General features: G+C 42.3%; 22 protein-coding genes and 5 tRNA genes. 21 read left to right on the top strand and 6 right to left on the bottom strand.

The genetic code is table 11. From position 1 onward, the window contains the following. Window positions 1-234 precede the first annotated feature (234 nt). A complete protein-coding gene (locus ACAX20_RS03940; RefSeq protein WP_371188779.1) occupies window positions 235-1,152 on the top strand; it encodes a M14 family metallocarboxypeptidase in 918 nt (305 codons plus the stop codon). A gap of 149 nt (window positions 1,153-1,301) precedes the next feature. Further along, complete coding sequence (locus tag ACAX20_RS03945; RefSeq protein WP_371188781.1) at window positions 1,302-2,276, top strand: phosphotransferase; 975 nt, start codon at window positions 1,302-1,304, stop codon at window positions 2,274-2,276. Between the two features lie 4 nt (window positions 2,277-2,280). Here the strand turns inward: ACAX20_RS03945 and ACAX20_RS03950 are convergent, their stop codons facing one another. Next, window positions 2,281-2,808 carry an NADPH-dependent FMN reductase gene (locus ACAX20_RS03950; protein ID WP_371188782.1) on the bottom strand — a complete coding sequence of 176 codons (528 nt, stop codon included), beginning with the start codon at window positions 2,806-2,808 and terminating at the stop codon, window positions 2,281-2,283. 277 nt (window positions 2,809-3,085) lie between these two features. On the opposite strand from ACAX20_RS03950, the gene ACAX20_RS03955 reads away from it, so the two are divergent. The 3 genes from ACAX20_RS03955 (at window position 3,086) to ACAX20_RS03965 (ending at window position 5,582) form a co-directional block, all read left to right on the top strand. Beyond that, window positions 3,086-3,958 carry a MipA/OmpV family protein gene (locus tag ACAX20_RS03955; RefSeq protein ID WP_371188783.1) on the top strand — a complete coding sequence of 291 codons (873 nt, stop codon included), beginning with the start codon at window positions 3,086-3,088 and terminating at the stop codon, window positions 3,956-3,958. Between the two features lie 115 nt (window positions 3,959-4,073). Further along, window positions 4,074-4,973 carry an alpha/beta fold hydrolase gene (locus tag ACAX20_RS03960; protein ID WP_371188784.1) on the top strand — a complete coding sequence of 300 codons (900 nt, stop codon included), beginning with the start codon at window positions 4,074-4,076 and terminating at the stop codon, window positions 4,971-4,973. Between the two features lie 177 nt (window positions 4,974-5,150). Next, a complete protein-coding gene (locus ACAX20_RS03965) occupies window positions 5,151-5,582 on the top strand; it encodes an acyl-CoA thioesterase (protein WP_371188785.1) in 432 nt (143 codons plus the stop codon). Window positions 5,583-5,604: 22 nt separating this feature from the next. Here ACAX20_RS03965 and rlmF read toward each other — a convergent pair whose 3' ends face one another. The 3 genes from rlmF to ACAX20_RS03980 all read right to left on the bottom strand — a co-directional run bounded on the left by rlmF (window position 5,605) and on the right by ACAX20_RS03980 (window position 7,682). Further along, window positions 5,605-6,564: a 23S rRNA (adenine(1618)-N(6))-methyltransferase RlmF gene (gene rlmF / locus ACAX20_RS03970; RefSeq protein WP_371188786.1), complete on the bottom strand. Its 960-nt coding sequence runs from the start codon at window positions 6,562-6,564 to the stop codon at window positions 5,605-5,607. Between the two features lie 14 nt (window positions 6,565-6,578). Beyond that, on the bottom strand, window positions 6,579-7,052 hold the full coding sequence (locus ACAX20_RS03975; protein WP_371188787.1) for a DUF2947 domain-containing protein: 474 nt from the start codon (window positions 7,050-7,052) through the stop codon (window positions 6,579-6,581). A 123-nt stretch (window positions 7,053-7,175) separates the two neighbouring features. After that, complete coding sequence (locus tag ACAX20_RS03980) at window positions 7,176-7,682, bottom strand: YgjP-like metallopeptidase domain-containing protein (RefSeq protein ID WP_371188788.1); 507 nt, start codon at window positions 7,680-7,682, stop codon at window positions 7,176-7,178. A 141-nt stretch (window positions 7,683-7,823) separates the two neighbouring features. On the opposite strand from ACAX20_RS03980, the gene ACAX20_RS03985 reads away from it, so the two are divergent. The 5 genes from ACAX20_RS03985 (at window position 7,824) to ACAX20_RS04005 (ending at window position 13,676) form a co-directional block, all read left to right on the top strand. Beyond that, window positions 7,824-8,897: an HD domain-containing phosphohydrolase gene (locus ACAX20_RS03985; protein ID WP_371188789.1), complete on the top strand. Its 1,074-nt coding sequence runs from the start codon at window positions 7,824-7,826 to the stop codon at window positions 8,895-8,897. Between the two features lie 274 nt (window positions 8,898-9,171). Then, on the top strand, window positions 9,172-11,100 hold the full coding sequence (gene dnaK / locus ACAX20_RS03990; RefSeq protein ID WP_371188790.1) for a molecular chaperone DnaK: 1,929 nt from the start codon (window positions 9,172-9,174) through the stop codon (window positions 11,098-11,100). Between the two features lie 112 nt (window positions 11,101-11,212). Continuing rightward, window positions 11,213-12,352: a molecular chaperone DnaJ gene (dnaJ, locus tag ACAX20_RS03995; protein ID WP_371188791.1), complete on the top strand. Its 1,140-nt coding sequence runs from the start codon at window positions 11,213-11,215 to the stop codon at window positions 12,350-12,352. A gap of 55 nt (window positions 12,353-12,407) precedes the next feature. Continuing rightward, window positions 12,408-12,869 (top strand): RNA methyltransferase, encoded by a 462-nt coding sequence (locus tag ACAX20_RS04000; protein ID WP_371188792.1) that lies wholly within the window; start codon window positions 12,408-12,410, stop codon window positions 12,867-12,869. Window positions 12,870-12,941: 72 nt separating this feature from the next. After that, window positions 12,942-13,676 carry a tetratricopeptide repeat protein gene (locus ACAX20_RS04005; protein ID WP_371188793.1) on the top strand — a complete coding sequence of 245 codons (735 nt, stop codon included), beginning with the start codon at window positions 12,942-12,944 and terminating at the stop codon, window positions 13,674-13,676. Between the two features lie 77 nt (window positions 13,677-13,753). On the opposite strand, the gene ACAX20_RS04010 is transcribed toward ACAX20_RS04005, so the two are convergent. Beyond that, complete coding sequence (locus ACAX20_RS04010) at window positions 13,754-14,320, bottom strand: YSC84-related protein (RefSeq protein WP_371188794.1); 567 nt, start codon at window positions 14,318-14,320, stop codon at window positions 13,754-13,756. Window positions 14,321-14,522: 202 nt separating this feature from the next. Next, the gene (gene folD / locus ACAX20_RS04015) at window positions 14,523-15,377 is read right to left on the bottom strand and encodes a bifunctional methylenetetrahydrofolate dehydrogenase/methenyltetrahydrofolate cyclohydrolase FolD (RefSeq protein ID WP_371188795.1); all 855 of its coding nucleotides are present in this window, start codon (window positions 15,375-15,377) and stop codon (window positions 14,523-14,525) included. A 324-nt stretch (window positions 15,378-15,701) separates the two neighbouring features. Here folD and ACAX20_RS04020 point away from each other — a divergent pair. The 11 genes from ACAX20_RS04020 to ACAX20_RS04070 all read left to right on the top strand — a co-directional run bounded on the left by ACAX20_RS04020 (window position 15,702) and on the right by ACAX20_RS04070 (window position 25,843). Further along, window positions 15,702-15,778, top strand: a tRNA-Pro gene (locus ACAX20_RS04020). 63 nt (window positions 15,779-15,841) lie between these two features. After that, window positions 15,842-15,918: transfer RNA gene (locus ACAX20_RS04025), tRNA-Arg, on the top strand. A 5-nt stretch (window positions 15,919-15,923) separates the two neighbouring features. Next, window positions 15,924-15,999: transfer RNA gene (locus tag ACAX20_RS04030), tRNA-His, on the top strand. A 15-nt stretch (window positions 16,000-16,014) separates the two neighbouring features. Then, window positions 16,015-16,091 (top strand) — tRNA-Pro (locus ACAX20_RS04035). A gap of 86 nt (window positions 16,092-16,177) precedes the next feature. Further along, window positions 16,178-16,254, top strand: a tRNA-Pro gene (locus tag ACAX20_RS04040). Window positions 16,255-17,118: 864 nt separating this feature from the next. After that, window positions 17,119-18,423: a trigger factor gene (gene tig, locus ACAX20_RS04045; RefSeq protein WP_371188797.1), complete on the top strand. Its 1,305-nt coding sequence runs from the start codon at window positions 17,119-17,121 to the stop codon at window positions 18,421-18,423. Between the two features lie 154 nt (window positions 18,424-18,577). Continuing rightward, window positions 18,578-19,165, top strand: coding sequence for an ATP-dependent Clp endopeptidase proteolytic subunit ClpP (gene clpP, locus ACAX20_RS04050; RefSeq protein ID WP_371189572.1), 588 nt, complete (start codon window positions 18,578-18,580; stop codon window positions 19,163-19,165). A gap of 146 nt (window positions 19,166-19,311) precedes the next feature. Beyond that, window positions 19,312-20,589 carry an ATP-dependent protease ATP-binding subunit ClpX gene (gene clpX, locus ACAX20_RS04055; protein ID WP_371188798.1) on the top strand — a complete coding sequence of 426 codons (1,278 nt, stop codon included), beginning with the start codon at window positions 19,312-19,314 and terminating at the stop codon, window positions 20,587-20,589. 196 nt (window positions 20,590-20,785) lie between these two features. Then, complete coding sequence (gene lon / locus ACAX20_RS04060) at window positions 20,786-23,134, top strand: endopeptidase La (RefSeq protein WP_371188799.1); 2,349 nt, start codon at window positions 20,786-20,788, stop codon at window positions 23,132-23,134. 267 nt (window positions 23,135-23,401) lie between these two features. Then, window positions 23,402-23,692, top strand: coding sequence for an HU family DNA-binding protein (locus ACAX20_RS04065; RefSeq protein WP_371189573.1), 291 nt, complete (start codon window positions 23,402-23,404; stop codon window positions 23,690-23,692). A 237-nt stretch (window positions 23,693-23,929) separates the two neighbouring features. Next, entirely contained in the window at window positions 23,930-25,843 is a 1,914-nt protein-coding gene (locus tag ACAX20_RS04070) for a SurA N-terminal domain-containing protein (protein WP_371188800.1), read from the top strand. Window positions 25,844-25,894: the final 51 nt, after the last annotated feature.

Raw genomic sequence — 25,894 nt, forward strand, 5'->3', positions numbered from 1 at the left:
TTGCCAACGAATTTGTCTAATTTACGGGTAAAGCCAAGAAAGTCAAAGTAAATGCAAAGGCCGAAGCCTCTTATCAATAGAACGGGGTAATAGACTCTAATAGGTAATTCAAGTTTTCTTTTATACTCCCAGCAAAGATAAATTACCGCGATTATTGGTTGATATGGATCACTCAGCGTGCAGATTATGGTATAAAAGCCTCATCCAGATAGTCGACAAAGAATAGAGATAATTATGAGCCAAGTTAGACAATATGATATCGGTACACCAGGGCAAAAATGGCAAGATAATGAGCGTCAGCAATGGTTAGCAAGACAAATCATTAAACGCAGTTACCAACAAGACGTTGTCAGTCAAGTGCAAGCGCTGGCAGATAAATTTACGGTTGAGCAATATGGCGAGCTTAATTATCAGGCTGGAAATTATCCGTTGTTGGCATTAATTAGCCAAGACATCGACATTAACAAACCATGGGTATTGGTAACGGGTGGTGTGCATGGCTACGAAACCTCTGGTGTGCATGGTGCTTTGCGTTTTGCCCAGACTTCAGCTGAAGAATATCAAGCGTTCTTTAATTTTCTGATTTTGCCATGTATCAGTCCATGGGGATACGAAACCATTAATCGTTGGAATCAACACGCGATTGATCCAAATCGTTCATTTTACGCCGATTCACCAGCTACTGAGTCTGCGGCAGCGATGGCACTAGTTGATAAACTTGAGATAGAGTTTGTCATGCATATTGATTTACATGAAACAACTGATACAGATAACTCAGAGTTTCGCCCAGCGTTGGCGGCTCGCGATGGTATTTTCCAAACTAACTGGAATATACCAGACGGCTTTTATTTGGTTGGCGATAGCAGCAGTCCGCAAGCAGAATTTCAACAGGCTGTGATCACTGCCGTTAAGCAAGTAACACATATTGCCCCTGCCGATGATAACGGCCAGCTTATTGGTGTCGATTTGGCTCAACTTGGTGTTGTTAATTACGATGCCAGACCACTTGGCTTATGCATGGGAATGACCGACGCAACCTATAAAACGACAACTGAAGTTTATCCAGACAGTCCCAAAGTAGATGATGAAAACTGTATTGTGGCACAAGTGGCCGCCATTACCGGTGGTTTGGACTTTTTACTGCGCCGTTAATTAGTGGCTTTCTATGACGGTTATCGTGGTTGATAATCGTCTAATATCCTGCTTTGGCGAGCCACCTCTTCGCCACCAGTATGCGTTGTCCGGCGCTTATGTTATTGCTCGTAAATACATTACTAGGACCACACTATCAGGAATCGTCTGTGTCATCATTTACTCATTACCTCACATCACAACAAGCTGTTAAAGTAGAAGTTATTCAATCTCTTTGGAGTGGCTATGGTGAAATCGCTCGTTACCAAGTTGGCCATGATCGTTTTTTTGTCGCTAAGCAAATCTCCATTCCTGATTCGGTTTATCACCCTCGTGGCTGGCATAGTAATATTGCTCATCAACGCAAACTGACCTCGTACCAAGTTGAAGCGGATTTTTATCGCCAGTTAGCACCATTGCTCGATGACAATGCTCGGGTAGCTAAGTTACATGCCATTTTGGGAGCGGGTGCAGAGCAAGTAATTATTATGGAAGATCTCGCGGACAGTGGCTTTATGGTGTTGCCAGATGAGGTGACGGCTAAAGCGGCGGGGTTATGCGTGCGCTGGCTTGCCTATTTTCATGCCAATAGCCTTAAGGCAATTAAAGACGCGCCACAAATAGTCGATTCGTTATGGTCTACAGGCAGCTATTGGCATTTAGCTACACGCCCTGATGAATACCTGAGTATGGCTGATAGCCCGTTAAAACAGCAGGCGCAGCGGATTGACCAGAAGCTTAGTCGTGCGCGATATCAAACGGTAATCCATGGCGATGCGAAGCTTGCTAATTTTTGCTTTGATGTTGATGGCAAACAAGTGGCAGCGGTTGATTTTCAATACCCAGGACTTGGTGTCGGTATCAAAGATGTCATGTATTTGTTAACCAGTATTTTTGATAATGACCAATTACACCAGCATGCTAATGAGTATGTGGATCGTTATTTTGAGCATTTACGCCATGCATTTGCCTTGTATGGCATAACCGAAACGGTCGCAGATGTGGAACGCGAGTGGCGAGAGCTTTACGTCTATTGCTGGGCTGACTTTCATCGCTTTTTAGCTGGGTGGTGTGCTGATCACGTCAAAGTAAACGATTACATGCTGCAGCAAACCCGTCGTTGTTTGCTGCACCTTGATGAATGATAACTTAATCTTGCAGTGAATTGACTACTTGCTGCAGTTGATATTGTAAATCTTCGTCTTTTAAACAGTTGTTTTCAATATCAAAGTTATCGTAAAAGCTTGGGATAGACATGGTGCCTTGAACGTCACCATCAAAATATGGAGCTGAGTCTGTCGCTGTCGCTAATACACTAGCTGCACCGCCAGGGCCTGGTGAGGTCGATAACAATATCATAGGTTTGTTTTGATAAACCTTCATGTTGACTCGAGAAGTCCAATCAAATAAGTTTTTAAACGCTGCAGTGTAACTGCCATTGTGTTCAGCATAGGAAATCATAATGGCATCGCCACTCCCTAATTTATCGAAAAACTGCTGAGCTAATGCTGGCTTACCGAGTTCTACTTCTTTATCTTCACTAAATAAAGGCAGTTCATAATCGTTAATATCAACCACTTCAACATCTGCACCTGATACTAAGTTGGCGGCGTAAGTGACCAGAATTTTATTTATAGATTTTGAGCTTGAAGAGGCTGCAAAGGCGATAATTTTCACTATGTTTCTCCCTAAAATGACAGGTTTATATCGCGGTTAACTGTGTTGAATAGCGTAGCTGACACAGAGGTATTTGGCATTTCTGCATCGATATGCTGTATTGGTATAGTATGATGTATTAACATTTGTCGAATAAAAATGCTTTTATATCGATTCTTCTATTCGGTTAAAGCGAATTTTTGTTATTTGTCGTTTTATGGAATTTAAAAACAGCGTAAAGTGATCTTATCGCCTAGCTTTGCAGTTTAAGTAACATCTTATAAAAAATAATAACCTTATGATTAAAGAGATTTTTTCTACTCTCTCGCTTGCGGGATTGATGCTGACTAGCCAAGCCAGTTACGCCAACACAACAGGGCCATTATCGATAGATACTCAGGCGGGTAAACCGCTGTGGGAGCTAGGTGTGTTTTCTGCTGGATTTCGAGGTCCTATGTATCCTGCAGCGAAAGATTCTCAAAATAAATTTATTCCTGTGCCCTTGGTGATCTATCGTGGCAAAACAATACGCTTAGGTGATGATTCATTTGTAAAAGCCATTGCCGTTGAAAAAGAGCGTTTTAAATTGGATGTTAGTTTAAGCGGCGCATTTAATGCGGATTCAGAAGACTCGCGAGTACGCGAAGGGATGCCCGATTTAGATTTTATGTTTGAAATAGGCCCTGAAGCGAGCTTTTTATTGACTGATAACTTATTCCTAGAGCACAGTCACGAATTATGGTTGAAGCTGCCATTGCGCAGCGTATTTTCAACAGATTTTTCGGCTGTCGATCATCAAGGCTATGTATTCCAACCTGAACTGGCATTTACGGTAGATGATCTGTTTGCAGAACAATCTCGTTTTTTCGCCTCGGTTGCCCCCATTTTCACCACAGATAAGACTCAAGCGTATTTTTACGATGTAGAGTTGCCTTATGTCACTGCTGAGCGAGCTTTTTATCAGAGTAAAGGTGGTTATTTAGGCACAGAACTAAGCATCGCCAATAGCATTGAATTAAACAATGAATGGATGTTATTTACCGCCGCGCAAATAGGCTTTTGGCAGGGCGCTAAAAATGCGTCGAGCCCGTTGCATCAGCAAAATGTGACATACTCCATAGCACTCGGTGTTAAATGGACCTGGCTAGTTAGCGAAGAGCGTGTTCGCTAGTTAATGCTTTACTAACGCATTGTGTTTATTAGCGTTATTGTTCAATAAAATAGTTACAATAGCGCCTAATGCGATTAGACTCTCAGGTCAAACCAGTAGTAGTAAGGTTGAAATTATGCCTCAGCAGTCTTTGTATATTGACGTTGATAACGGACACCAACTTCATATACGCCATATTTACAGCGAACACGCGAACGACCAAACTAACGTCCCTATTTTGATGGTCCATGGGGCAATCGAAAATGGTCGTATTTTTTATTCCACATCAGGTAAAGGCTTGGGCCCATATTTAGCGGAAAATGGCTTTGATGTTTATGTTATGGATATGCGTGGTAGAGGTTTAAGTACGCCGAAAATCAACGCTGAATCTGATTTTGGTCAATATGAAACCATTAATATAGATCTGCCTGCTTGCATCGACTTTGTTTGGCAACGCTGTGGGCAACCAATGCAGCTTATTAGTCATTCTTGGGGCGGCGTATTGCTAGCAAGTTTACTTGCTCGTTACCCTAGTTACCTTGACCAAGTGCGTAGCAATATATGCTTTGGTACCAAACGCAGTATAACCCGACAAACGTTAGAAAAAGTATTGAAAGTAGACATTATGTGGAATCGCTTATTGCCGTTTGTTGCTAAGCAAGTTGGTTATTTTGATGCCAAAAAGTGGCGTGTTGGTGCCGATAGTGAAACACGTCAATCACTTGCTCACAGTGTCGCTTGGGTAAAGCGAGCACCATGGATAGATCCTCGAGATGGCTTTGATTACGGCCATGCAGCAGGTTTATTAAATTGGCCACCAACATGGCACTTAACCGGGGTTAATGATTCATTATTAGGTCATGCTCAAGACGTAAAGCACTTTATTGAAGAGAGTAATAACTTAACGGCGAAATTTAGTTTGCTAGGTACCACGCACGGTAATTTAGTGGATTATGATCATAACGATATTCTAACGCACCCAAAAGCACGAGCAGATCATTTCCCACAATTGGTAACTTGGCTAAAGCAACACTAATATGTATGCCAGTAGTATTGTTTATAGCGATGTGACGGTATTATGCTGTCGCATCGAGTCTCATAGCGAGCCAAAACTTAATTTATTGCCTTTACAGCCAGTTAACGGCTTTGGTATCAATGCAAAAATCCGTATAATAGCGGCTTTTGATATGCTCGCTCAGTGTATGGAGTAACTATGCGCTTTTTATCTCGACGTTTGGTGATGCCGAACGATTTAAACTATGCTCAATCGCTGTTTGGCGGTCGTGCATTGGAATGGATTGACGAAGAGGCTGCGATTTATGCCATCTGTCAATTGGAAACCAATTGCTTGGTTACTAAGCACATTGGCGAAATTAGCTTTCAATCACCGGCGATGCAAGGCGATATCGTTGAGTTTGGTTTGGCGACTAAAGCGGTAGGTCGTACGTCGATTACCGTTACATGTTTGGTGCGCAATAAGGTCACCAAGAAAACCATTTGTCTTGCCGATGATATTGTCTTTGTTCAAGTTGATCCACAAACACGTCAACCTATTGCACACGGTAAAACGGCAGAAGAGTTAATTGAGCAAACAGAAAAAGAGCTACGTGCACTTAATCTGCTCGATTCTAAGGCAAACAGCTAATTTAGATGGTTACTCTGAGTTGCTAATTTAGGTAATGTCGACACCAGTCGAGTTGTTGTTGCTTATTATGAAAGCTCCAAGCAATAAAGCGACTGGTTTTTTGTCCCTGGCGCATGGTGACTGTGCGCGTATCGACCACCTTAGCTTTTTTTAGTGCTAGCTTTAGCGGTCGTAAATGCTCTTTATTAGAAACAAGGCAGGTAAACCACAATACTTGCTTTGCATAATATTTGCTTTCCATAATCATTCGGCGTACAAATTTTAATTCCCCACCGTCACAAAACAATTCTGCTTTTTGGCCACCAAAATTTAACTTGCTAGACACAAGGTCTGGCATCGATTGCTTGTTGTGGTTGGCACGGTTTGAATTTTTTGCCAAATTTTGTCGCTTTGCTTGATTCGCTTTCAGGGCTGTGGCTAGGCTGTCATGGAATGGTGGGTTGCACAGAGTGACATCAAAACGATCGTTATCGCCGATGATATTAGCAAAACATTTACTCTCATCACTTTGTAATTGAACGCTTATCGCCCTGCTGAGATTATTGTCGTTAATAACCTTATTGCTATTGGCCACGGATAGTGGGTCGATATCTGCACCCGTCGCTCGCCACTTGTAAACTTGATGTGCTAACAGCGGGTAAATAAGACTCGCACCACAACCAATATCCAGTAGCTGGGTTTGCTCAGGCTTCGTCGGTACTCGGTTACCATTGCTGTGAGTTAGCAGGTCCGCTAGATAGTGGATATAGTCAACGCGACCAGGAATGGGGGGGCATAAAAAACCATCAGGAATAGACCAATGTTTAATACCATAGTCTAGCGCTAAAATGGCTTTATTTAGACAAATCACCGCTTGGGGATTGCTAAAGTCTATGGTTTTTTGCTGCTCTGGTCTGGTTATTAAAAACGCGTTAAGTTCAGGTACTGCCTGGCATAGCTTTTTTAAATCGTAACGACTTTTATGGCGGTTTCTTGGATGCATCAGAGAATAATCACTTAAGGTTTTATGCCGAGGCGATAGCTGCCATCCGGGAAAAACTGAATAGCTTGCTGGCGTTTTTTTGCAATGAGTATTGGTCCATCGTCCATCATTAAAAAATTCTTCCAGCAACGAGTAAATACGCCAAAAGTGGTCTCAATAACTTGCTTTCGAGAATTGCAAAAATAAACCGTGGTATTGTCTTGCCAGTCAAGGTGCTCTAATAGTGCATCAGGTAATGCCTGGTCATCACTTTCCCATGCTTGTTGCCAGATACCGGTTTCGCTCCATGTACTGTCTTTACCTGGCCAATCGGCTTCACTGATAAAGTCGGGGTGATCGGCGTGAGTGGCAATCGATTGCGCCCATAATGTAGCGCTGCGAGAAGGCGACATAGGCTTTATTTGTGCTAAATCAGCATCGCTAATAGGTAATTGTTTAAAGCGAAAAACCCAAGCATATTTCAGGTCATCGATGGCGATATAATTCATGATTTATCCATTTTTTCAAAGTGCGCAGATTATAGCAATCTCAGCAAGGGTTTGCATACCCGCTACGGCTATGGGGACCGGATGTTTTGGTAAATAGTCGTGTTGTTAATACTGACTTAGATCTTACAAATACGGATCACCATGATGCTCGCATTCGAGTAAATAAACGCGTAAATCGAATTCGACTTGGTGGTAGTCACTCATCATATGCTGACAAAGCTGATAAAACGCTTTGTTATGCTCTTTCTCTTTTAGGTGAGCGAGTTCATGGACGGCGATCATTTGTAAAAACGGCTCAGGTGTTGCTTTAAATAAGCTGGCTATTTTGATGTCGTTTTTCGCTTTAATTTTATTGCCATGCACTTTGCTTCGATAGGTATGTAATCCTAATGCGTTATTGATAACGTGAATTTTGTTATCAAAGCAAATTTGACTTAACGGTGCTGATTTTTTTAAGAAACGGTTTTTTATGTCCAACACATACTCGCGCAATAAATCGTTGTTATTGATTTGATGTACATTGGGGTATTTATTGGTGAGGTAATTCGCTAACCGTCGCTCATTGAGGAGGGTCGACACTTTGTCTTGCACGGCTTGCGGATAGCTGTTGAGGTAATTTAATGGCTTCATATATCTATGGTATCAAATACCAGCCAGATTCGCTTGTGCTTAATCGCATAGTTAATCGAGCTGTTGATCACTAGATAAAATCGAAAATACGCTCTAAGTTTCTATACTGATAGATAATATGGGGACTTTATTGGGGCATGTATGACGGAGATGCAGCCGATTATTTTGGTTGTCGATGATAATCCTGACAATATCGATGTTTTAGGCGGGATTTTACGACCTGACTATAAGGTTAAGGCGGCAGTCAATGGACCATTAGCATTAAAAATAGCGACTAACACGCCCAAACCAGACTTGATTTTACTGGATGTGATGATGCCAGATATGGACGGCCATGAAGTTTGCCGGCAACTAAAATCGAATCCGGTTACTTCCGATATTCCGGTGATTTTTGTGACCGCCAAATCCGATGTTGCCGATGAAATGGCCGGCTTTAAACTCGGCGCCGTTGATTACATAACTAAGCCCGTAAGCGCGCCTCTTGTGCAAGCAAGGGTGAAAACGCATATTGCGTTATATGATCAGCAACGTGAACTAGAGCGCAAGGTCATTGCTCGAACTCATGAACTAGAACAAACTCGGGTAGAAATTATTCGTCGCTTAGGTCGCGCAGCCGAGTACAAAGATAATGAAACCGGCATGCACGTTGTGCGCATGAGCTTTTATACAAAAATGCTCGCAGACAAAATCGGTGCTAACCCTGAATGGAGCGCGTTACTTTTCGATGCCGCACCCATGCATGACATTGGCAAAATAGGTATTGCCGATGCAATATTACAAAAGCCTGGGCGATTAGACAGTGATGAGCGCCAAGAAATGCAACAACATGTCGAATATGGCGCCGATATTTTGGGTAATAACGATTCCCCTTTGTTGTCCTTAGCTCGTGAGGTTTGCTTGTACCATCATGAGAAATTTGATGGCAGTGGTTATCCACACGGTGCCAAGGGGCAGGATATCCCATTGAGTGCACGCATTGTTACCATTGCTGACGTATTTGATGCGTTAACATCAAAGCGCCCTTATAAAGAGGCATGGAGCTTCGAGCAAGCGATGCAATATTTACATGAGCAATCAGGGCAAATATTTGACCCTGATTTAGTCACTGCTTTTGCTACCTGTGAGCAACATATTCGCCAAGTTATGTTGCAATACAAAGACGAATGCGAGCAAGATGTCTATGGCACTCGGCTAACTGAACCACAATGTCGCTAACAAGGTTTAGTGTTATGCCGTGATTATTACGCTTCAATCGAGTAGCCGGTGGTTTGCTAAAGCGGATTGGTGATATCACTTTATTATCAATGTGTTGCGGTGCTCTTTGATGCATTTTAACGCCGCGTGAAGCCGTGATGTTTGCTGCACAAATCACAATACCCTTACTTTTTTTAATTTTTTTTCATTTTTTCCATTGAAAAATAAATTGTCGTCCCCCACTTAACAATTTAACTAATGATGTAACTAATTTTTTATTTCGGAGATCCTCAAGATGGGCAAAATCATCGGTATTGACCTAGGGACCACTAACTCTTGTGTGGCTGTACTAGACGGCGACAAAGTTCGTGTAATTGAAAACGCAGAAGGCGATCGTACTACGCCATCAATCATTGCATACACTGCTGAAGGTGAAACGCTTGTTGGTCAACCAGCGAAGCGTCAAGCGGTAACCAACCCTGAAAATACACTGTTTGCTATCAAGCGTCTTATCGGTCGTCGTTTTGAAGACAAAGAAGTTCAACGCGATATCGAAATCATGCCATTTGCTATCAAAAAAGCAGACAATGGTGATGCATGGGTTGAAGCTAAAGGCCAGTTAATGGCACCACCACAAGTATCAGCTGAAGTACTGAAAAAAATGAAGAAAACAGCTGAAGACTTCTTAGGTGAAGAAGTAACTGAAGCGGTTATCACAGTACCTGCATACTTTAACGATTCACAACGTCAAGCAACCAAAGATGCTGGTCGTATCGCGGGTCTAGACGTTAAGCGTATTATCAACGAGCCAACTGCCGCAGCACTTGCATACGGTATGGACAAGCAAAAAGGTGACCGTGTTGTTGCGGTTTATGACCTTGGTGGTGGTACATTCGATATCTCAATCATCGAAATCGACGAAGTTGAAGGCGAGCACACTTTTGAAGTACTAGCGACTAACGGTGATACGCACTTAGGTGGTGAAGACTTTGATAACCGTCTAATCAACTACCTAGTTGAAGAATTCAAGAAAGACCAAGCTATTGACTTAACTAAAGATCCATTAGCAATGCAGCGTTTAAAAGAAGCTGCAGAAAAAGCAAAATGTGAGCTTTCATCAGCACAACAAACTGATGTAAACCTTCCTTACATCACAGCTGATGCAACAGGTCCTAAGCACATGAACATCAAAGTAACTCGCGCTAAGCTTGAGTCTTTGGTCGAAGATATGGTTAAAGCAACCCTTGAGCCTTTAAAAACAGCTCTAGCAGATGCTGATTTATCTACATCTGACGTAACTGACGTTATCTTAGTTGGTGGTCAAACACGTATGCCACTAGTACAAAAAACGGTTACTGACTTCTTTGGTAAAGAGCCTCGTAAAGACGTTAACCCTGACGAAGCAGTAGCTTCAGGTGCAGCGGTACAGGCGGGTGTTCTTGCTGGTGACGTAACTGACGTACTACTTCTAGACGTTACACCACTATCTCTTGGTATCGAAACCATGGGTGGCGTAATGACTAAAGTTATCGAGAAAAACACTACGATTCCTACTAAGCAATCACAGGTGTTCTCAACAGCTGAAGATAACCAAGCAGCAGTAACGGTTCACGTTGTACAAGGTGAACGTAAACAAGCATCACTTAACAAATCGCTTGGTCAGTTCAACCTTGAAGGTATCGATGCTGCACCTCGCGGTGTACCACAAATCGAAGTAACCTTTGACATCGATGCCGATGGTATCTTGCACGTAACAGCAAAAGATAAAAATACTGGCAAAGAGCAAAACATCACCATTAAAGCATCTTCTGGTTTATCAGATGACGAAGTAGAGCAAATGGTACGTGACGCAGAAGCAAATGCTGATGCAGATGCGAAGTTCGAAGAACTTGTTGGTGCTCGTAACCAAGCAGACGCAATGGCGCACGCTACTCGCACACAAATCACTGAAGCAGGTGATGACTTGCCAGCGGAAGACAAAGAGAAAATCGAAGCAGCATTAGCGGAACTTGACGTGGCTATCAAAGGCGATGACAAAGACGCAATTGAAGCAAAATCTCAAGCAGTAATGGAAGCATCAGCTAAGTTAATGGAAATTGCTCAAGCTAAAGCCCAGGCTCAAGCCGGTGCAGCTGGTGGCGCAGAACAAGCTGAACCACAAGCAAAACCTGCTGATGATGTTGTTGACGCTGAGTTTGAAGAAGTTAAAGACGACAAAAAATAATCAATCGTTGATTGATTAAAACGAAAGCGCTGCTGTCATTTGTTGATATCAGCGCTTTATTGTTTCAATACAGCTGCAACCAAATGGTTGCCTTTGAGCAAGTAAAGAAGATATGTCAAAAAGCGATTATTATGAAGTGCTAGGTGTTGATAAGTCAGCGACTGAGCGCGAGATTAAAAAAGCCTATAAACGTTTGGCGATGAAGTACCATCCTGACCGTACCAAAGGCGACAAAGAAAAAGAAGAGCACTTTAAGGTCATTAAAGAAGCCCACGAAGTGTTAACTGACAGTCAAAAGCGTGCCGCGTATGATCAATATGGCCATGCAGCCTTTGAACAAGGTGGCTTTGGTGGTGGCGGCTTTGGTGGCGGCGGTGCTGACTTTGGCGATATCTTTGGTGATGTGTTTGGTGATATTTTCGGTGGTGGCCGCGGTCGTGGCGGTCAAAGCCGAGCGCGTCGTGGTTCCGACTTACGTTATAACCTAGATATGACGCTAGAAGAAGCGGTTAAGGGTAAAACGGTAGAGCTAAAAGTACCGACTTACGTACACTGTGAGCCTTGTGATGGTTCTGGCGCGAAAAAAGGCAGTTCGGCGACGACTTGTCAAACGTGTCATGGTCACGGCCAAGTGCAAATGCGTCAAGGTTTATTTGCGGTACAGCAAACCTGTCCTACCTGTTCTGGTAGTGGTAAAGTGATTAAAGACCCGTGCAATTCATGTCATGGTCAAGGTCGCATCAAGAAAACCAAAACCTTATCAGCCAAAATCCCAGCTGGCGTGGATACAGGAGACCGTATTCGCTTATCTGGTGAAGGTGAAGCCGGTGAAATGGGCGCACCAGCGGGTGATTTATATGTTGAAGTACATGTGCGCGATCATGAAATTTTTGTTCGTGATGGCAATAACTTGTATTGCGAAGTACCAATCAGCTTCACATCAGCAGCGTTAGGCGGTGAAATTGAAGTACCAACCTTAGATGGTAAAGTGAAACTGAAGATCCCTGCTGAAGCGCAAACCGGTAAAATGTTCCGTATGCGTGGCAAAGGTGTAAAATCGGTACGTAGTGCGGTAACCGGTGATTTGCTATGTAAGGTTGTAGTGGAAACACCTGTTAATTTAAATGCTGAGCAAAGAGCCTTACTTGAACAACTTCAAGCAAGTATGGGTGAAGGCAAAGAAGCCGCGAAATACCGTCCAAAAGAGCAGGGCTTTTTTGACGGGGTAAAGAAATTCTTTGATTCTTTATAGTGATAAAAAAGGCTGCCTTGCAGCCTTTTTTAATACATTAACTTAGCGTGATTTTATGGCTAGATTAAAACAGCAATATCCTGCCGATGGCTTTTTTGGCATTGGTATTTATAACAATAAAGAGCAAAGTAATATTGGTACTTTGTGGCGAAGTGCATACATTATGGGTGCTTCATTTATTTTTACCGTTGATAGCAAATATAAAAAGCATACCTCTGATGTGGTTAATGCTTGGCAAAAAATTCCTCTGTATCATTATCAAGATATGGACGACCTAATTGCTCACTTACCTTATGATACTCGCTTAGTTGGTGTTGAATTAGATGACCGAGCAGAGCAAATCATTGACTATGCACACCCACACCGTTGTGTATATTTACTCGGTAATGAGCAGTCAGGATTACCCAAAATTGCTGTTGAACGATGTCATCAACTGTTGCAGTTGCCAGGTGAATACAGTCTCAATGTATCGGTTGCAGGTTCTATCGTGATGTATGACCGAATTGCAAAACAGTAAATTTTTCAATAACGTACTAAACTATAGAAGTGAAGTGACTATAAAACAGGTAGGCATTGGGGGTAGTTATCAATGATGCAGAAAACAAATAGAAAAATCATCGCCATAGTGTTGGCATCAATGCTCAGCACGCCGGTTTTAGCGGATGTAAACCAAGCAGTTGAAATGATTAATCGTGGTGATTTTATTGGTGCGGTTGAAGAGTTAAAGCCAATGGTTGACTTAGGTTATCCGCAAGCGCTTTACCATCAAGCGACATTATACGAGGCAGGTAAAGGGGTAAGTAAAGACTTACTGCAAGCGTTTGCATTGTATCAGCGCGCTGCTAACCGAGGTATTCCTGAAGCGCAATTTGCTTTAGCCCAAATGTACTTGGAAGGACGCGGAACGCCGAAAAATAACCGTCAAGGTTTTGAGTATACTCGCCGAGCGGCAGAGCGAGGTTTAGCTGCCGCGCAATATAATTTGGCAGTAATGTATCAAAATGGTGATGTCGTTGCTCAAAACTACGTTAAGGCAGCAACCTGGTACGAAGATGCGGCCATGCAAAATTATGCATTAGCTCAGTTTAATTTAGCCTTACTTTACTTTGACGGTAAAGGTGTATCAAAAAGTATTGAACAGTCCTATATTTGGAATCGTATCGCTGCTTACAACGGTTATTCGCCTGCCGAGCAAAGTATGGAAATGGATGCGACGCATTTATCGCGCGACCAAATTAAGCGTAGCCGTGAACAAGCGGATCGTTTGTATTTAAAAATTGCTCCAGATGTTGACAGTGTAAAGCCCTACAGCTGGAGTAATTAAGCGTATACAAGGTCCCCTTGATTATAAAACATGAAAATAGGAGGGGATACCTCCTATTTTTTACTAAGTAGTGTACGCTAATTCAAATCAGAATCTTTCCAAAACTTAGTGCCTTTAACAGTCGCTTGTAAGGCAAGGCCTGCTTCGGTAAAGGTATATACGGTTACATCGCCATAATACGCCTCTCCTTCCACCGAACCGCCTTTATCTCCTGCTTTGGCTGCAGCATCGGCATTACCGCCGAAGGTCCAACCCGACTCGATAAATTGATTTAACGCTTGCTCCGAATGGAATACCATAACGATGCGATAGTCTTTTGCACCAAACCCTAAACCAACACCACCCTCTGCCATGTTCATATACGTATATTTGCCAGTCTTCATGTTTTTCGCAACACCATAGCCACCACCGGCGGCAACAAAAATGATGTTCACGTTTGCATTGGAAAACACCGCATAGCCAGCGGCAGCATTAATTTGACTGCGTACATCGGGTTTATCTTTATAAAGTTGCGTTAAGGTCTCGTCTTTCATGTTAAGAACGGCTTGGCGTTTCTCTTGTTTACTCATACTTTGTGATGTGGTCACACAACCAGACAGTACAAAGATAAAAACAAACGGTAGCAGTTTTAGGAAATGATGCATGGTGGCCTCTTATTTCATTGGTTTTATTGTGTTTTTTATCAGCATAGTTGAGATCCGAATAAACACAAAAACAATCAGTGGTGGAGGCAATCGCATTAAAAGGTGCGGATAAGGACAGATGTATCGTTGAAGCCGTGTTGTATGGCATAAAACGGGAACTTGAGTTCCCGTTTTATGTTGTTTTAAAACCTATTGCTGATACTTACTTTGATAAGTTTTCGCACGCAAGGTAGGTGTTTTCAATTAAGCTTGCTACCGTCATCGGCCCTACGCCACCAGGCACAGGGGTAATGAATGCGGCTTTTTCTTTAGCAACACTATATTCGATGTCACCAACCAATTTACCGCTATCTAAACGATTGATACCTACATCAATAACGATAGCACCTTCTTTGATCCATTCTCCCGGAATGAACTCTGGTTTGCCGACAGCCACAACAAGTAGATCAGCACCACGCACTTTCGCTTCTAAATCTTTGGTAAAGCGGTGAGTTGTCGTGGTAGTACAACCAGCAAGTAATAACTCAAGTGTCATCGGGCGGCCAACGATATTGGATGCGCCAACGATAACGGCTTCTAAACCGTGAGGATCAACACCGGTAGATTCGATCAACGTCATGATGCCTTTTGGCGTACATGGGCGTAAACCCGGTTGACGTAACGCCAGCTTACCGACGTTCGCTGGGTGGAATCCGTCAACATCTTTGTCTGGGTGAATGTGCTCGATAATAAGGTTAGCATCTAACCCTTCTGGTAATGGTAGTTGTACCAAGATACCATCGATCTGATCATCGTTGTTTAACTGATCAATTAGCTCAAATAGTTGCTGCTGAGTAGTGGTTGCTGGCAAGTCAAAAGATTTTGAGACAAAGCCAACTTCCTCACATGCACGACGCTTACTACCAACGTATACTTGTGAAGCAGGATCTTCACCGACCAAGACAACGGCAAGGCCAGGAGCTCGTTTTCCCTCTGCTAAACGTTTAGCGACTTTCTCTTTGATATCCGTTCTAATTTGTTGGGCGATGGCTTTACCATCTATAATTTTTGCAGACATAAGTGGTTTTTATAATGTTAGCTGAAATGCAGCGCTATTTTAGTATAAAATTGGCTGGTGTTATAGTATTTACAAGCGTTAATGAGCAATTTGCTATGCGCTTTATTCATAAGCTCAAATTGATGATCCTGTCGCGATAAAAATGCGTTAATAATAATAGTAAAAAGTGTCGTGGTTTGGTGGCTTTTATAGCAAAGTGCGCTAAAAGTGAACGAACAATAACAAAACCAAAAAAAATTATAAAAAAACATTTGACGGCTACACGGTGGCTAGGTAATATGCGCCCCGTTGAGACGCAATAGCGGTTCAATAGTTAGAATTAGTCGGTGATTAGCGCAGCTTGGTAGCGCACTTGGTTTGGGTCCAAGGGGTCGCAAGTTCGAATCTTGCATCACCGACCACTTTCTAAAAATGCAGTATTAACTTTTTCTCACAATAAAGTTAATATACCTGTAAGGTGTTATGCGCCCTTAGCTCAGCTGGATAGAGCAACGGCCTTCTAAGCCGTGGGTCGCAGGTTCGACTCCTGCAGGGCGTGCCATAGTGGTGGCTGTAGCTCAGTTGGTAGAGCCCCGGATTGTGATTCCGGTTGTCGTGGGTTCAAGTCCCATCAGCCACCCCACTTTGGAACATATGTCGGTGATTAGCGCAGCTTGGTAGCGCACTTGGTTTGGGTCCAAGGGGTCGCAAGTTCGAATCTTGCATCACCGACCACTTCCTGAAGTTTCTTTATTCATATGAGTTGGCAAATAGCAACATTGATCTTAATGTTAAACTGTCGATTTACTTTGAAACAATATCGGTGATTAGCGCAGCTTGGTAGCGCACTTGGTTTGGGTCCAAGGGGTCGCAAGTTCGAATCTTGCATCACCGACCACCTCTTTTATCTTGTTATTCTGTTCCATTTCATACGTTTTCGTATTTATAATTAATCTCTCGCTTGTGTTTAGCAACGTCATATTTGTCTTTTTCCGCTATGTTTTTTTGGTTAGGTCACGGTTATCTAATACCAATCACATTAAGTTATTGCCACTCAGTGAGAATTTAAAGGCTTTTAAGCAAGGCTTTGATTGCAGAGAATGGTTACTCCATTGTCAAAATCAGTTACGTAGCATAAAAGCCTTTAAAACTCACCCGTAGGGAGTTTACCAGAGGCCCATTTACGGTCCTATATTTCATTAATACAGAATGACTATATCGATGAAATCTATGTTGTAACTGAACCTCTGATTGGTATAAACAGTGATTTTACTGATACTATCGTTTGCCTAACTTGTTGTAGAATCAGAACGAAATTTAGCTTTATAGTCAACGTTCGAGTAATTAGAGGAAACAGTTAGCGCCCCTATTTTAGCGTGCTTTACGGGCAAGGTATCACCGTCCTCGTTATCATTAAGACATATCGGTTGTCTATCTTTTGTACGCTTTTTGGTGGTGATGTATTCGTTAGCCACAAGAGTCGTTATTTTTTTAAGTCAACACGAACAAACCGTTAATAAACTTTACCTGCAGAATTGTTGAGCAACAGGTGTTTACACAGGCTTATAGCATCGCTATAATTCCGCGTCACATTTAAATTGAGCTCATGTTTTATGGGCGGACGTCATCTTTACGTTAAGGTTGTCATTACGACCTTAGGTCGCTCATTAACTAGGTGAGTGATATGGCGGTAAGCAGATTGTTTACTGATAATTATAGAGATGCATTCAAGGCGATCATCGCCATAAATTGAGGTATAAAAATGCAAGTTTCAGTTGAGACTACTCAAGGTTTGGAGCGTAAGGTTTCTATTACTGTTCCTGCCGAAACAGTAGATGTAGAAGTTAAAAACCGTCTGCGTCAATTCGCAAAAACATATAAAGCGCCAGGTTTCCGTCCTGGTAAAGTTCCACCTGCAGTTATCCAGAAGCGTTTTGGTGCATCTGTACGTCAGGAAGTTGCTGGTGAACTAATGCAGCGTCACTTTGTTGAAGCTATCGTTGCTGAAAAATTAAACCCAGCTGGTCGTCCTGCATTTGTTGCAAAAAGCAACGAAGAAGGTAAAGAGTTAGCGTTCGAAGCAACTTTTGAAGTTTACCCAGAAGTTGAGATCTCAGGCATTGAAGAGATCAAAGTAGAAAAGCCAGTTGTTGAAGTAACTGAAGCTGATCTTGAAGAGATGTTCAAGACGCTACAAAATCAACACAAAACTTGGAAAGAAAACAAGCGTAAAACTAAGAAAGGCGACAAGCTAACTATCGATTTCAACGGTCGTGTAGACGGTGAAGAATTCGAAGGTGGCAAAGCTGAAGGTTTTGAATTAGAACTAGGTTCTGGTCGCATGATCCCAGGTTTTGAAAAAGAAATCACTGGTATGAAAGTTGGTGAAGAGAAAACTATCACAGTAACTTTCCCTGAAGATTACCATGCAGAAAACCTAAAAGGTAAAGATGCTGAGTTTGATATCGTAGTTCACAAAACTGAAGGTCCAGTATTACCAGAGCTTGACGATGAATTCGCAACGCTATTCGGTATCGAAGAAGGCGGTTTAGACGCTCTTCGCGCTGAAGTTAAGAAAAACATGGAGCGTGAACTGACTCAAGCTGTTAAAGGCAAAGTAAAAGAGCAAGTTCTAAACGGTCTTGTTGAAGCGAACGACATCGAGCTTCCAAAAGCACTAATCGATCAAGAAGTTGACGTACTACGTCAACAAGCGATGCAGCGTTTTGGTGGTCAAATCGACCCAGCTAACATGCCACAACTTCCAGCTGAAATGTTCACTGAGCAAGCTGAGCGTCGTGTAAAAGTTGGTCTATTACTAGGTGAAGTAATCAAGGTTAACGAACTTAAAGTTGACGAAGAGAAAGTTAAAGCACTAATCGAGTCAGCTGCATCGGCATACGAAGATCCACAAGAAGTTATTGATTACTACATGAATAACAAAGAACTTCATCAGCAAATGCAACATGTTGCTTTAGAAGAGCAAGCAGTTGAGTTCATCTTGGAAAAAGCGTCAGTATCTGAAAAAGAAACTGGTTTCCAAGACTTAATGAACCCACAAGCGTAATTCTAAGCGAATTCGTTAGGAATTAATGCTGATACAGCTGTTTTGCATTGACAAAACAAGCTTCAATCGTTTTAAATGGCTTATATGATCCCATATAAGCCATTTTTTATTTTTAAGGATATTTTCGTTGTTTCATTCAAATAATCATTCACCGATTGAAAACGCACTAGTACCTATGGTGGTTGAACAAACTTCCAAAGGTGAACGTTCATACGATATCTACTCTCGCTTGTTAAAAGAGCGCGTTATCTTTTTATGTGGTCAGGTCGAAGAGCATATGGCCAATTTGATCGTCGCGCAGATGTTGTTTCTTGAATCCGAAAACCCTGAAAAGGACATTTACTTATACATTAACTCGCCAGGTGGTAGCGTAACCGCAGGTATGGCGATTTATGATACCATGCAGTTCATCAAGCCGAACGTTAGCACGGTTTGTATGGGGCAGGCTGCAAGTATGGGCGCATTCTTATTATCGGCTGGTGAAAAGGGTAAACGTTTTTGTTTACCAAACGCTCGGGTGATGATTCACCAACCACTTGGTGGCTTCCAAGGGCAGGCTTCTGATTTTGAAATTCACGCCAAAGAAATCCTATCAATTAAAGAAAAATTAAATCGTTTGATGGCTGAGCACACCGGTAAAGACTACGAGCAAGTTGCTCGTGATACCGATCGTGATAACTTCTTAAGTGCACAAGAAGCGGTAGATTACGGGTTAGTTGATTCAATCTTAACTAAGCGTTAATCAGCTACGCTGTTATTTTAAGCGTATATCAAAGTTGAAATTGGAGCATAAAAGCTCCATTTCATTACCATCCCCGTATTAAGACTATAATTAGAGCACACATGTGTTGCTAATAGTTCTAAATTTGAAATTGAGGTATTAACCGTATGACCGACGACATAAAAGGTAGCGGTGATAACGAAAAGTTATTGTATTGCTCGTTTTGTGGTAAGAGCCAGCATGAAGTGCGCAAACTAATCGCAGGTCCATCTGTCTATGTATGTGACGAGTGCGTTGAATTGTGTAACGATATTATTCGTGAAGAAATAAAAGAAGTTTCACCTAAGTCGGAAACCGAATCACTACCTACACCAAAAGAAATACGTGCCCACTTAGATGACTATGTTATCGGTCAAGATCACGCTAAAAAAGTATTAAGTGTGGCGGTTTATAACCATTACAAACGTTTACGCAATGGTGATAAGCACAACGGTGTTGAACTTGGTAAGTCAAATATCTTGCTGATAGGCCCTACCGGCTCAGGTAAAACGTTACTAGCCGAAACACTTGCGCGTATGCTAGATGTGCCGTACACCATGGCTGATGCCACCACTTTAACCGAAGCGGGTTATGTCGGTGAAGATGTTGAAAACATCATTCAAAAGCTACTGCAAAAATGTGATTACGATGTCGACAAAGCGCAACGTGGTATCGTTTATATTGATGAAATTGACAAGATTTCACGTAAATCAGATAACCCGTCAATTACCCGCGATGTATCGGGTGAAGGTGTCCAACAAGCATTGTTGAAGCTGGTAGAAGGCACTATTGCCGCAGTACCTCCACAAGGTGGTCGTAAGCATCCGCAACAAGAGTTTTTGCAAGTTGATACGTCAAAGATATTATTTATCTGTGGTGGTGCGTTCGCTGGCCTTGATAAAGTTATCGAGCAACGTATGGCAACCGGTACTGGTATCGGTTTCGGTGCGGAAGTAAAAGGTAAAGAAACGGAAAAGTCACTAACAGAGCGTTTCCAAGAAGTGGAACCTGAAGATTTGGTTAAATACGGCCTGATCCCCGAGTTTATCGGTCGTTTACCTGTCGTTGCGACGTTAAGCGAACTTGATGAAGACGCATTGATTCAAATCCTTCAAGAGCCTAAAAACGCATTGACTAAACAGTTTACAGCACTGTTTGATATGGAAGGTGTTGAATTAGAGTTCCGTGAAGATGCTTTAAAAGCAATCGCTAATAAAGCGATGATCCGCAAAACCGGTGCTCGTGGTTTGCGCTCGATTGTTGAAGGTGTCTTGCTTGATACCATGTACGAATTACCATCTCTGACCGATGCAACCAAAGTGGTTATCGATGAAGCGGTCATTAATGGCGAGTCAAAACCTTTGGTGCTATTTGAAGCGCCAGATGAGAAGCAAGCAAACGAATAAACAACGCTTGTATCGTATCGCAAATAATAAAAAACCAGCATCCTTGCTGGTTTTTTATTTTTGCTGTTGAATCTGTAAGACGAATCCCCATATACTCGTTATAAGCCTCAGAATAAATTGTTCAAGCCAAGTGTCTATTGGTGATACGAACAGAGTTAAAAAGCTGAGAAACACATCACTTTCAAGAGAATTTTCCATGACAGTAGAGCATTCAGGACAGATTGAAACCCCAGTACTCGCCTTGCGTGATGTCGTCGTTTACCCACAAATGGTTATCCCTCTTTTCGTTGGTCGCGAAAAATCAATTCGTTGTTTAGATAAAGCAATGGACAGCGATAAAAGAGTCTTTTTAGTCGCACAAAAAGACGCAGGTGTCGATGATCCACAAACAAGTGATTTATTCGAGATCGGTACGGTCGCGACTATTTTGCAAATGTTGAAGTTACCGGATGGTACAGTAAAAGTCTTAGTTGAAGGTGTTCAACGAGCAAAAATCTCTGAGTTCATCGAAACGGAAGATTACTTTACCGCTAATATCGACTTTATCCAGTCGGATATGGAAGGTGATGAAAACCACGAAGTATTAGTTCGCAGTGCCGTTTCACAGTTTGAAGGCTACGTTAAGCTAAACAAAAAGATCCCACCTGAGGTATTAACATCGGTTTCTGCTATTGATAATGCCGAACAATTAGCTGATACCATGGCAGCACATATGCCACTGAAACTGCAAGACAAGCAACACGTATTAGAAATCAGCAATGTGACTGAGCGTGTTGAATATCTTATGGCTTTGATGGAAGGTGAGATTGATTTACTGCAGGTCGAGAAGAAAATTCGTGGCCGAGTTAAAAAGCAAATGGAAAAAAGCCAGCGCGAATACTATTTGAATGAGCAAATGAAAGCCATTCAAAAGGAATTAGGCGATATGGAAGATGTTCCTGACGAAGCTGAGCAATTAACGCAAAAAATCGAAGAAGCGAAGATGCCGGCCGAAGCGAAAGAGAAAACGCTTGCCGAGTTACAAAAGCTGAAAATGATGTCACCGATGTCCGCTGAAGCGACGGTTGTGCGCAGTTACATTGACTGGATGGTATCGGTACCATGGAAAAAACGCAGCAAATTAAAGCGCAACTTAAAGTTGGCTGAAGAAACGCTTGAACAAGATCACTACGGTTTAGAGAAAGTTAAAGAACGTATTATTGAGTATCTAGCGGTGCAACAACGTGTTACTCAATTACGTGGTCCAATCTTATGTTTGGTGGGGCCTCCAGGTGTTGGTAAAACGTCACTGGGCCAATCGATTGCCAAGGCAACGGGCCGTAAATATGTGCGCATGGCGTTAGGTGGTGTGCGTGATGAAGCAGAAATTCGTGGCCATCGCCGTACCTACATCGGCTCTATGCCGGGTAAGCTGATTCAGAAAATGGCGAAAGCGGAAGTTAAAAACCCGTTATTCTTGTTAGATGAAATCGACAAAATGTCATCTGATATGCGTGGTGATCCGGCGTCAGCATTACTTGAGGTACTTGATCCAGAGCAAAATAACGCGTTTAACGATCACTATTTAGAAGTCGATTACGATTTATCTGATGTGATGTTTGTGGCTACATCTAACAGCATGAACATTCCTGGACCATTACTTGACCGTATGGAAGTGATTCGCTTATCGGGTTACACCGAAGATGAAAAATTAAATATCGCCAAACGCCACTTAATGCCTAAGCAAATCAAGCGTAATGGCTTAAAAGACAAAGAAATTAATATCGAAGATAGCGCAATTATCGGCATTATTCGTTATTACACTCGTGAAGCTGGTGTGCGTAGCCTAGAGCGTGAAATCTCTAAACTGTGCCGTAAAGCCGTGAAACATATCCTGCTAAACGATGACGTTAAAGTGGTTGATATCAATCAAGCGAACCTTGAAGAATTCTTAGGTGTACAACGCTTTGATTACGGTAAAGCAGAAGATGAAAACCGCATTGGTCAAGTAACGGGCCTTGCTTGGACCGAAGTGGGTGGTGAGCTACTCACCATTGAAGCAGCCTCCGTGCCTGGTAAAGGTAAGTTAAGCTTTACTGGCTCATTAGGTGAGGTGATGCAAGAATCAATTCAAGCGGCGCTGACGGTTGTTCGCTCTCGTACCGATGCTTTGCGCATTAATGCTGACTTTAACGAGAAACGCGATATTCATGTGCATGTACCTGAAGGGGCAACGCCAAAAGATGGTCCTAGTGCAGGCATTGGCATGTGTACCGCATTGGTATCGAGTTTAACCGGTAACCCTGTTCGTGCTGATGTGGCGATGACCGGTGAGATCACTTTACGTGGTGAAGTGTTGGCTATCGGTGGTTTAAAAGAGAAGCTACTGGCGGCACACCGTGGTGGTATCAAAACCGTGGTTATCCCGAAAGATAATGAACGTGATTTAAAAGAAATACCAGATAACGTGAAGGCCGATCTTGCCATTCACCCTGTTAAATGGATTGACGAAGTGCTTGAGTTAGCGCTCGCAGAGTCACCGTCGAAGTGGTCTGTGGCTAGCTAAACTAGGCGAAGTAAGCCCTTTTTCGCTGTTTTTTTGCAAAAATATCGAAAAAATTGCAAAAAAATCGAAATAAAGGGCTTTTCAAAGGCAAAAACTGTGGTAGTCTGGATACTGAAACGCTTGCTGAACATCGCTACAGGCTAATGACCACAAGGGTTTGGCAGTTCAAAGATAAATTTTTATATTTTGCTGGTTCGGGGCTTGAAGTTGTCAGTAATGCCTGATATAAAATTCAACGGGCAAAGTGACAGGCTCCAGATAATAACAATTAAAGGGGAAGACATAGTGAATAAGTCTCAACTAATCGAAAAAATCGCTGAAGGCGCAGATATTTCTAAAGCAGCAGCTGGTCGTGCACTAGATTCTTTTATCGACGCAGTTTCTGATGAACTAAAAGCTGGTGAGCAAGTAGCTCTAGTTGGCTTTGGTACGTTCTCGGTACGTGACCGTGCAGCTCGCACCGGCCGTAACCCACAAACTGGTGCGACTATCGAAATCGCAGCAGCTAAAATCCCAGCTTTCAAAGCGGGTAAAGCATTAAAAGACGCAGTTAACTAATATTTTAGTTTATTGCTGAAAAAGCTGGCCTTAGCCAGCTTTTTTTGTTTCTAAGCCTGTACATTTAGAGGCTTTAGGCAAACTTGATAAGCTGCTAAAAATTATCTGATATTTTCCAATTTTTGACTTCAAGGCGGCGAATGGGTTTGCTACAATCGAGCATCGAAAATTATGTCGAATGCCAAATGACGCAAATAACGTTTATAAAATTTTGGCTTTATTATTAACGAGAGACACATGTTAGAGAGAATTAGAGAAGGCTCTACGGGTTTTACTGCAAAAGCAATTTTAGGTTTGGTTATTTTGACCTTTGTTTTTGCTGGTGTTGGTACATACACCAATTCAGTAGACACGTCAGTAGCAACGGTAAATGGCGAAAAAATTAGCCAACAAGCGTTTGAGTCGGCATACCGAAATCAACGTGCACGAATGGAACAGCAATACGGTGAAATGTTCGCTCAGTTAGCGAATAACGACGTATATATGCAATCAATGCGCAGCAACGTACTAGAAAACCTTATTAACGAAGAAATTCTAGATCAGCAAGTGGACGCATTGGACATCAAGATCAGTGATGAGCAAATCAAAGATGCTATTCTAAATATGCCGGAGTTTCAGGTTGATGGTCAGTTTAATAATGACCGTTACATCATGATCATTAACCAAGCGGGCTTCTATCAGCCAGCACAGTTTCGCGATTACTTGCGTACTGATATGGCTCGTCGTCAATTACAAATTGGTGTAATGGCGACTGACTTTAGCTTACCTTATCAGCAGCAGTTAGCGTCAAAATTAACCAATCAAACACGTGATATTCGTTACGCAACGATTGCTGCCCAGCCATTTAAAGCGCAAGTGAGTGTTGATGACGCTGAAATCGCAACATACTACGAAGAAAATAAAGCGAACTTTGCAACGCCAGAACAAGCTAAGTTAGAGTACGTAGCGTTGAACATCAAAGACCTTCGCGACCAAGTCGAAGTGAGCGATGAGCAAGTTGAGCAATACTACAATGACAACGTTAACTCGTTTTCAACCGAAGAACGTCGTCGAGCATCACATATTTTAATTGAATTTGGCGATGATGAAGCAGCAGCTAAAGCCAAGGCTGAATCGGTTTTAGCTAAATTGAGTAATGGTGAAGATTTTGCCGAGTTAGCAAAAGCGGAATCAGACGACACGTTTTCTGGTGAAAATGGTGGTGATTTAGATTGGTTTGAACGAGGTGTTATGGACCCTGCGTTTGAAGAAGCAGCTTTTGCGTTAACAATGGATGATAACGTGTCATCAGTAGTTCAGTCTGACTTTGGTTTTCATATTATTAAATTGACTGATATTGAGCCGGTATCGACCAAAGCTTTCGCTGACGTTGCTGACGATATTCGTACTCAGCTAGTTAATGACAAAGCTCTTGAACAATTTTATGCAATTCAAGGTGAAATGGCTGAAGTTGCTTTTGAAGCAGCTGACTCATTAGATGATGTTGCAGCCGTAGCAAATAGCGAAGTAAAAACCAGCAATTGGATAACACGTGGCAACAACCCAGCACCGTTTGACAATGCTGACTTGATCAATGCGGCGTTTTCAGATGAAGTATTGCTTGATAATTTAAACTCTGATGTTATTGAAGTAACCAGTGACGAACTTGTTATGGTGGTTCGCCTAGCTGAGTATAAAGAAGCAAGTACTAAGGCGTTAGAATCTGTTTCAGAGCAAATTAAAACGCAGCTAGTAAACCAAAAAGCATCGACGGCAGCACAAGACGCTGCAACAGCATTAGTTGATGCCGTTCTTGCTGGTGAAGACACGTCGGCGTTATTAGCACAATATAACGCGAGTTTTACCGACGTAGCTAACCTTGAGCGTAACGCAAGCGACATCGACCGTAACATCGTAAGTCACGCATTTACTATGCCACACCCAGCACAAGAGCAGTTATCTGTTGCAGAAACCGTGTTATTAACTGGTGATTATGCGGTAGTACAAGTGACTGCAGTAACCGAAGGTGAGGTAACTGAGGCAGATGAGCAAGCACAGCAAATGCAAGCAAGCCAATTGGCACAATCGGCATTTGAAAGTTTGTTAAACAGCTTAAAAGAGCAAGCGGAGATCACTCGCAACTTAACAAGTGCACCGGTTCAACCGTTCTAAGCCACTTGGCTCTATGAGAGTTAAAAAAGGCCGCTAAGCGGCCTTTTTGTT

It is taken from the genome of Thalassotalea sp. Sam97, from assembly GCF_041379765.1.
Taxonomy (GTDB): Bacteria; Pseudomonadota; Gammaproteobacteria; order Enterobacterales; family Alteromonadaceae; genus Thalassotalea_A; species Thalassotalea_A maritima.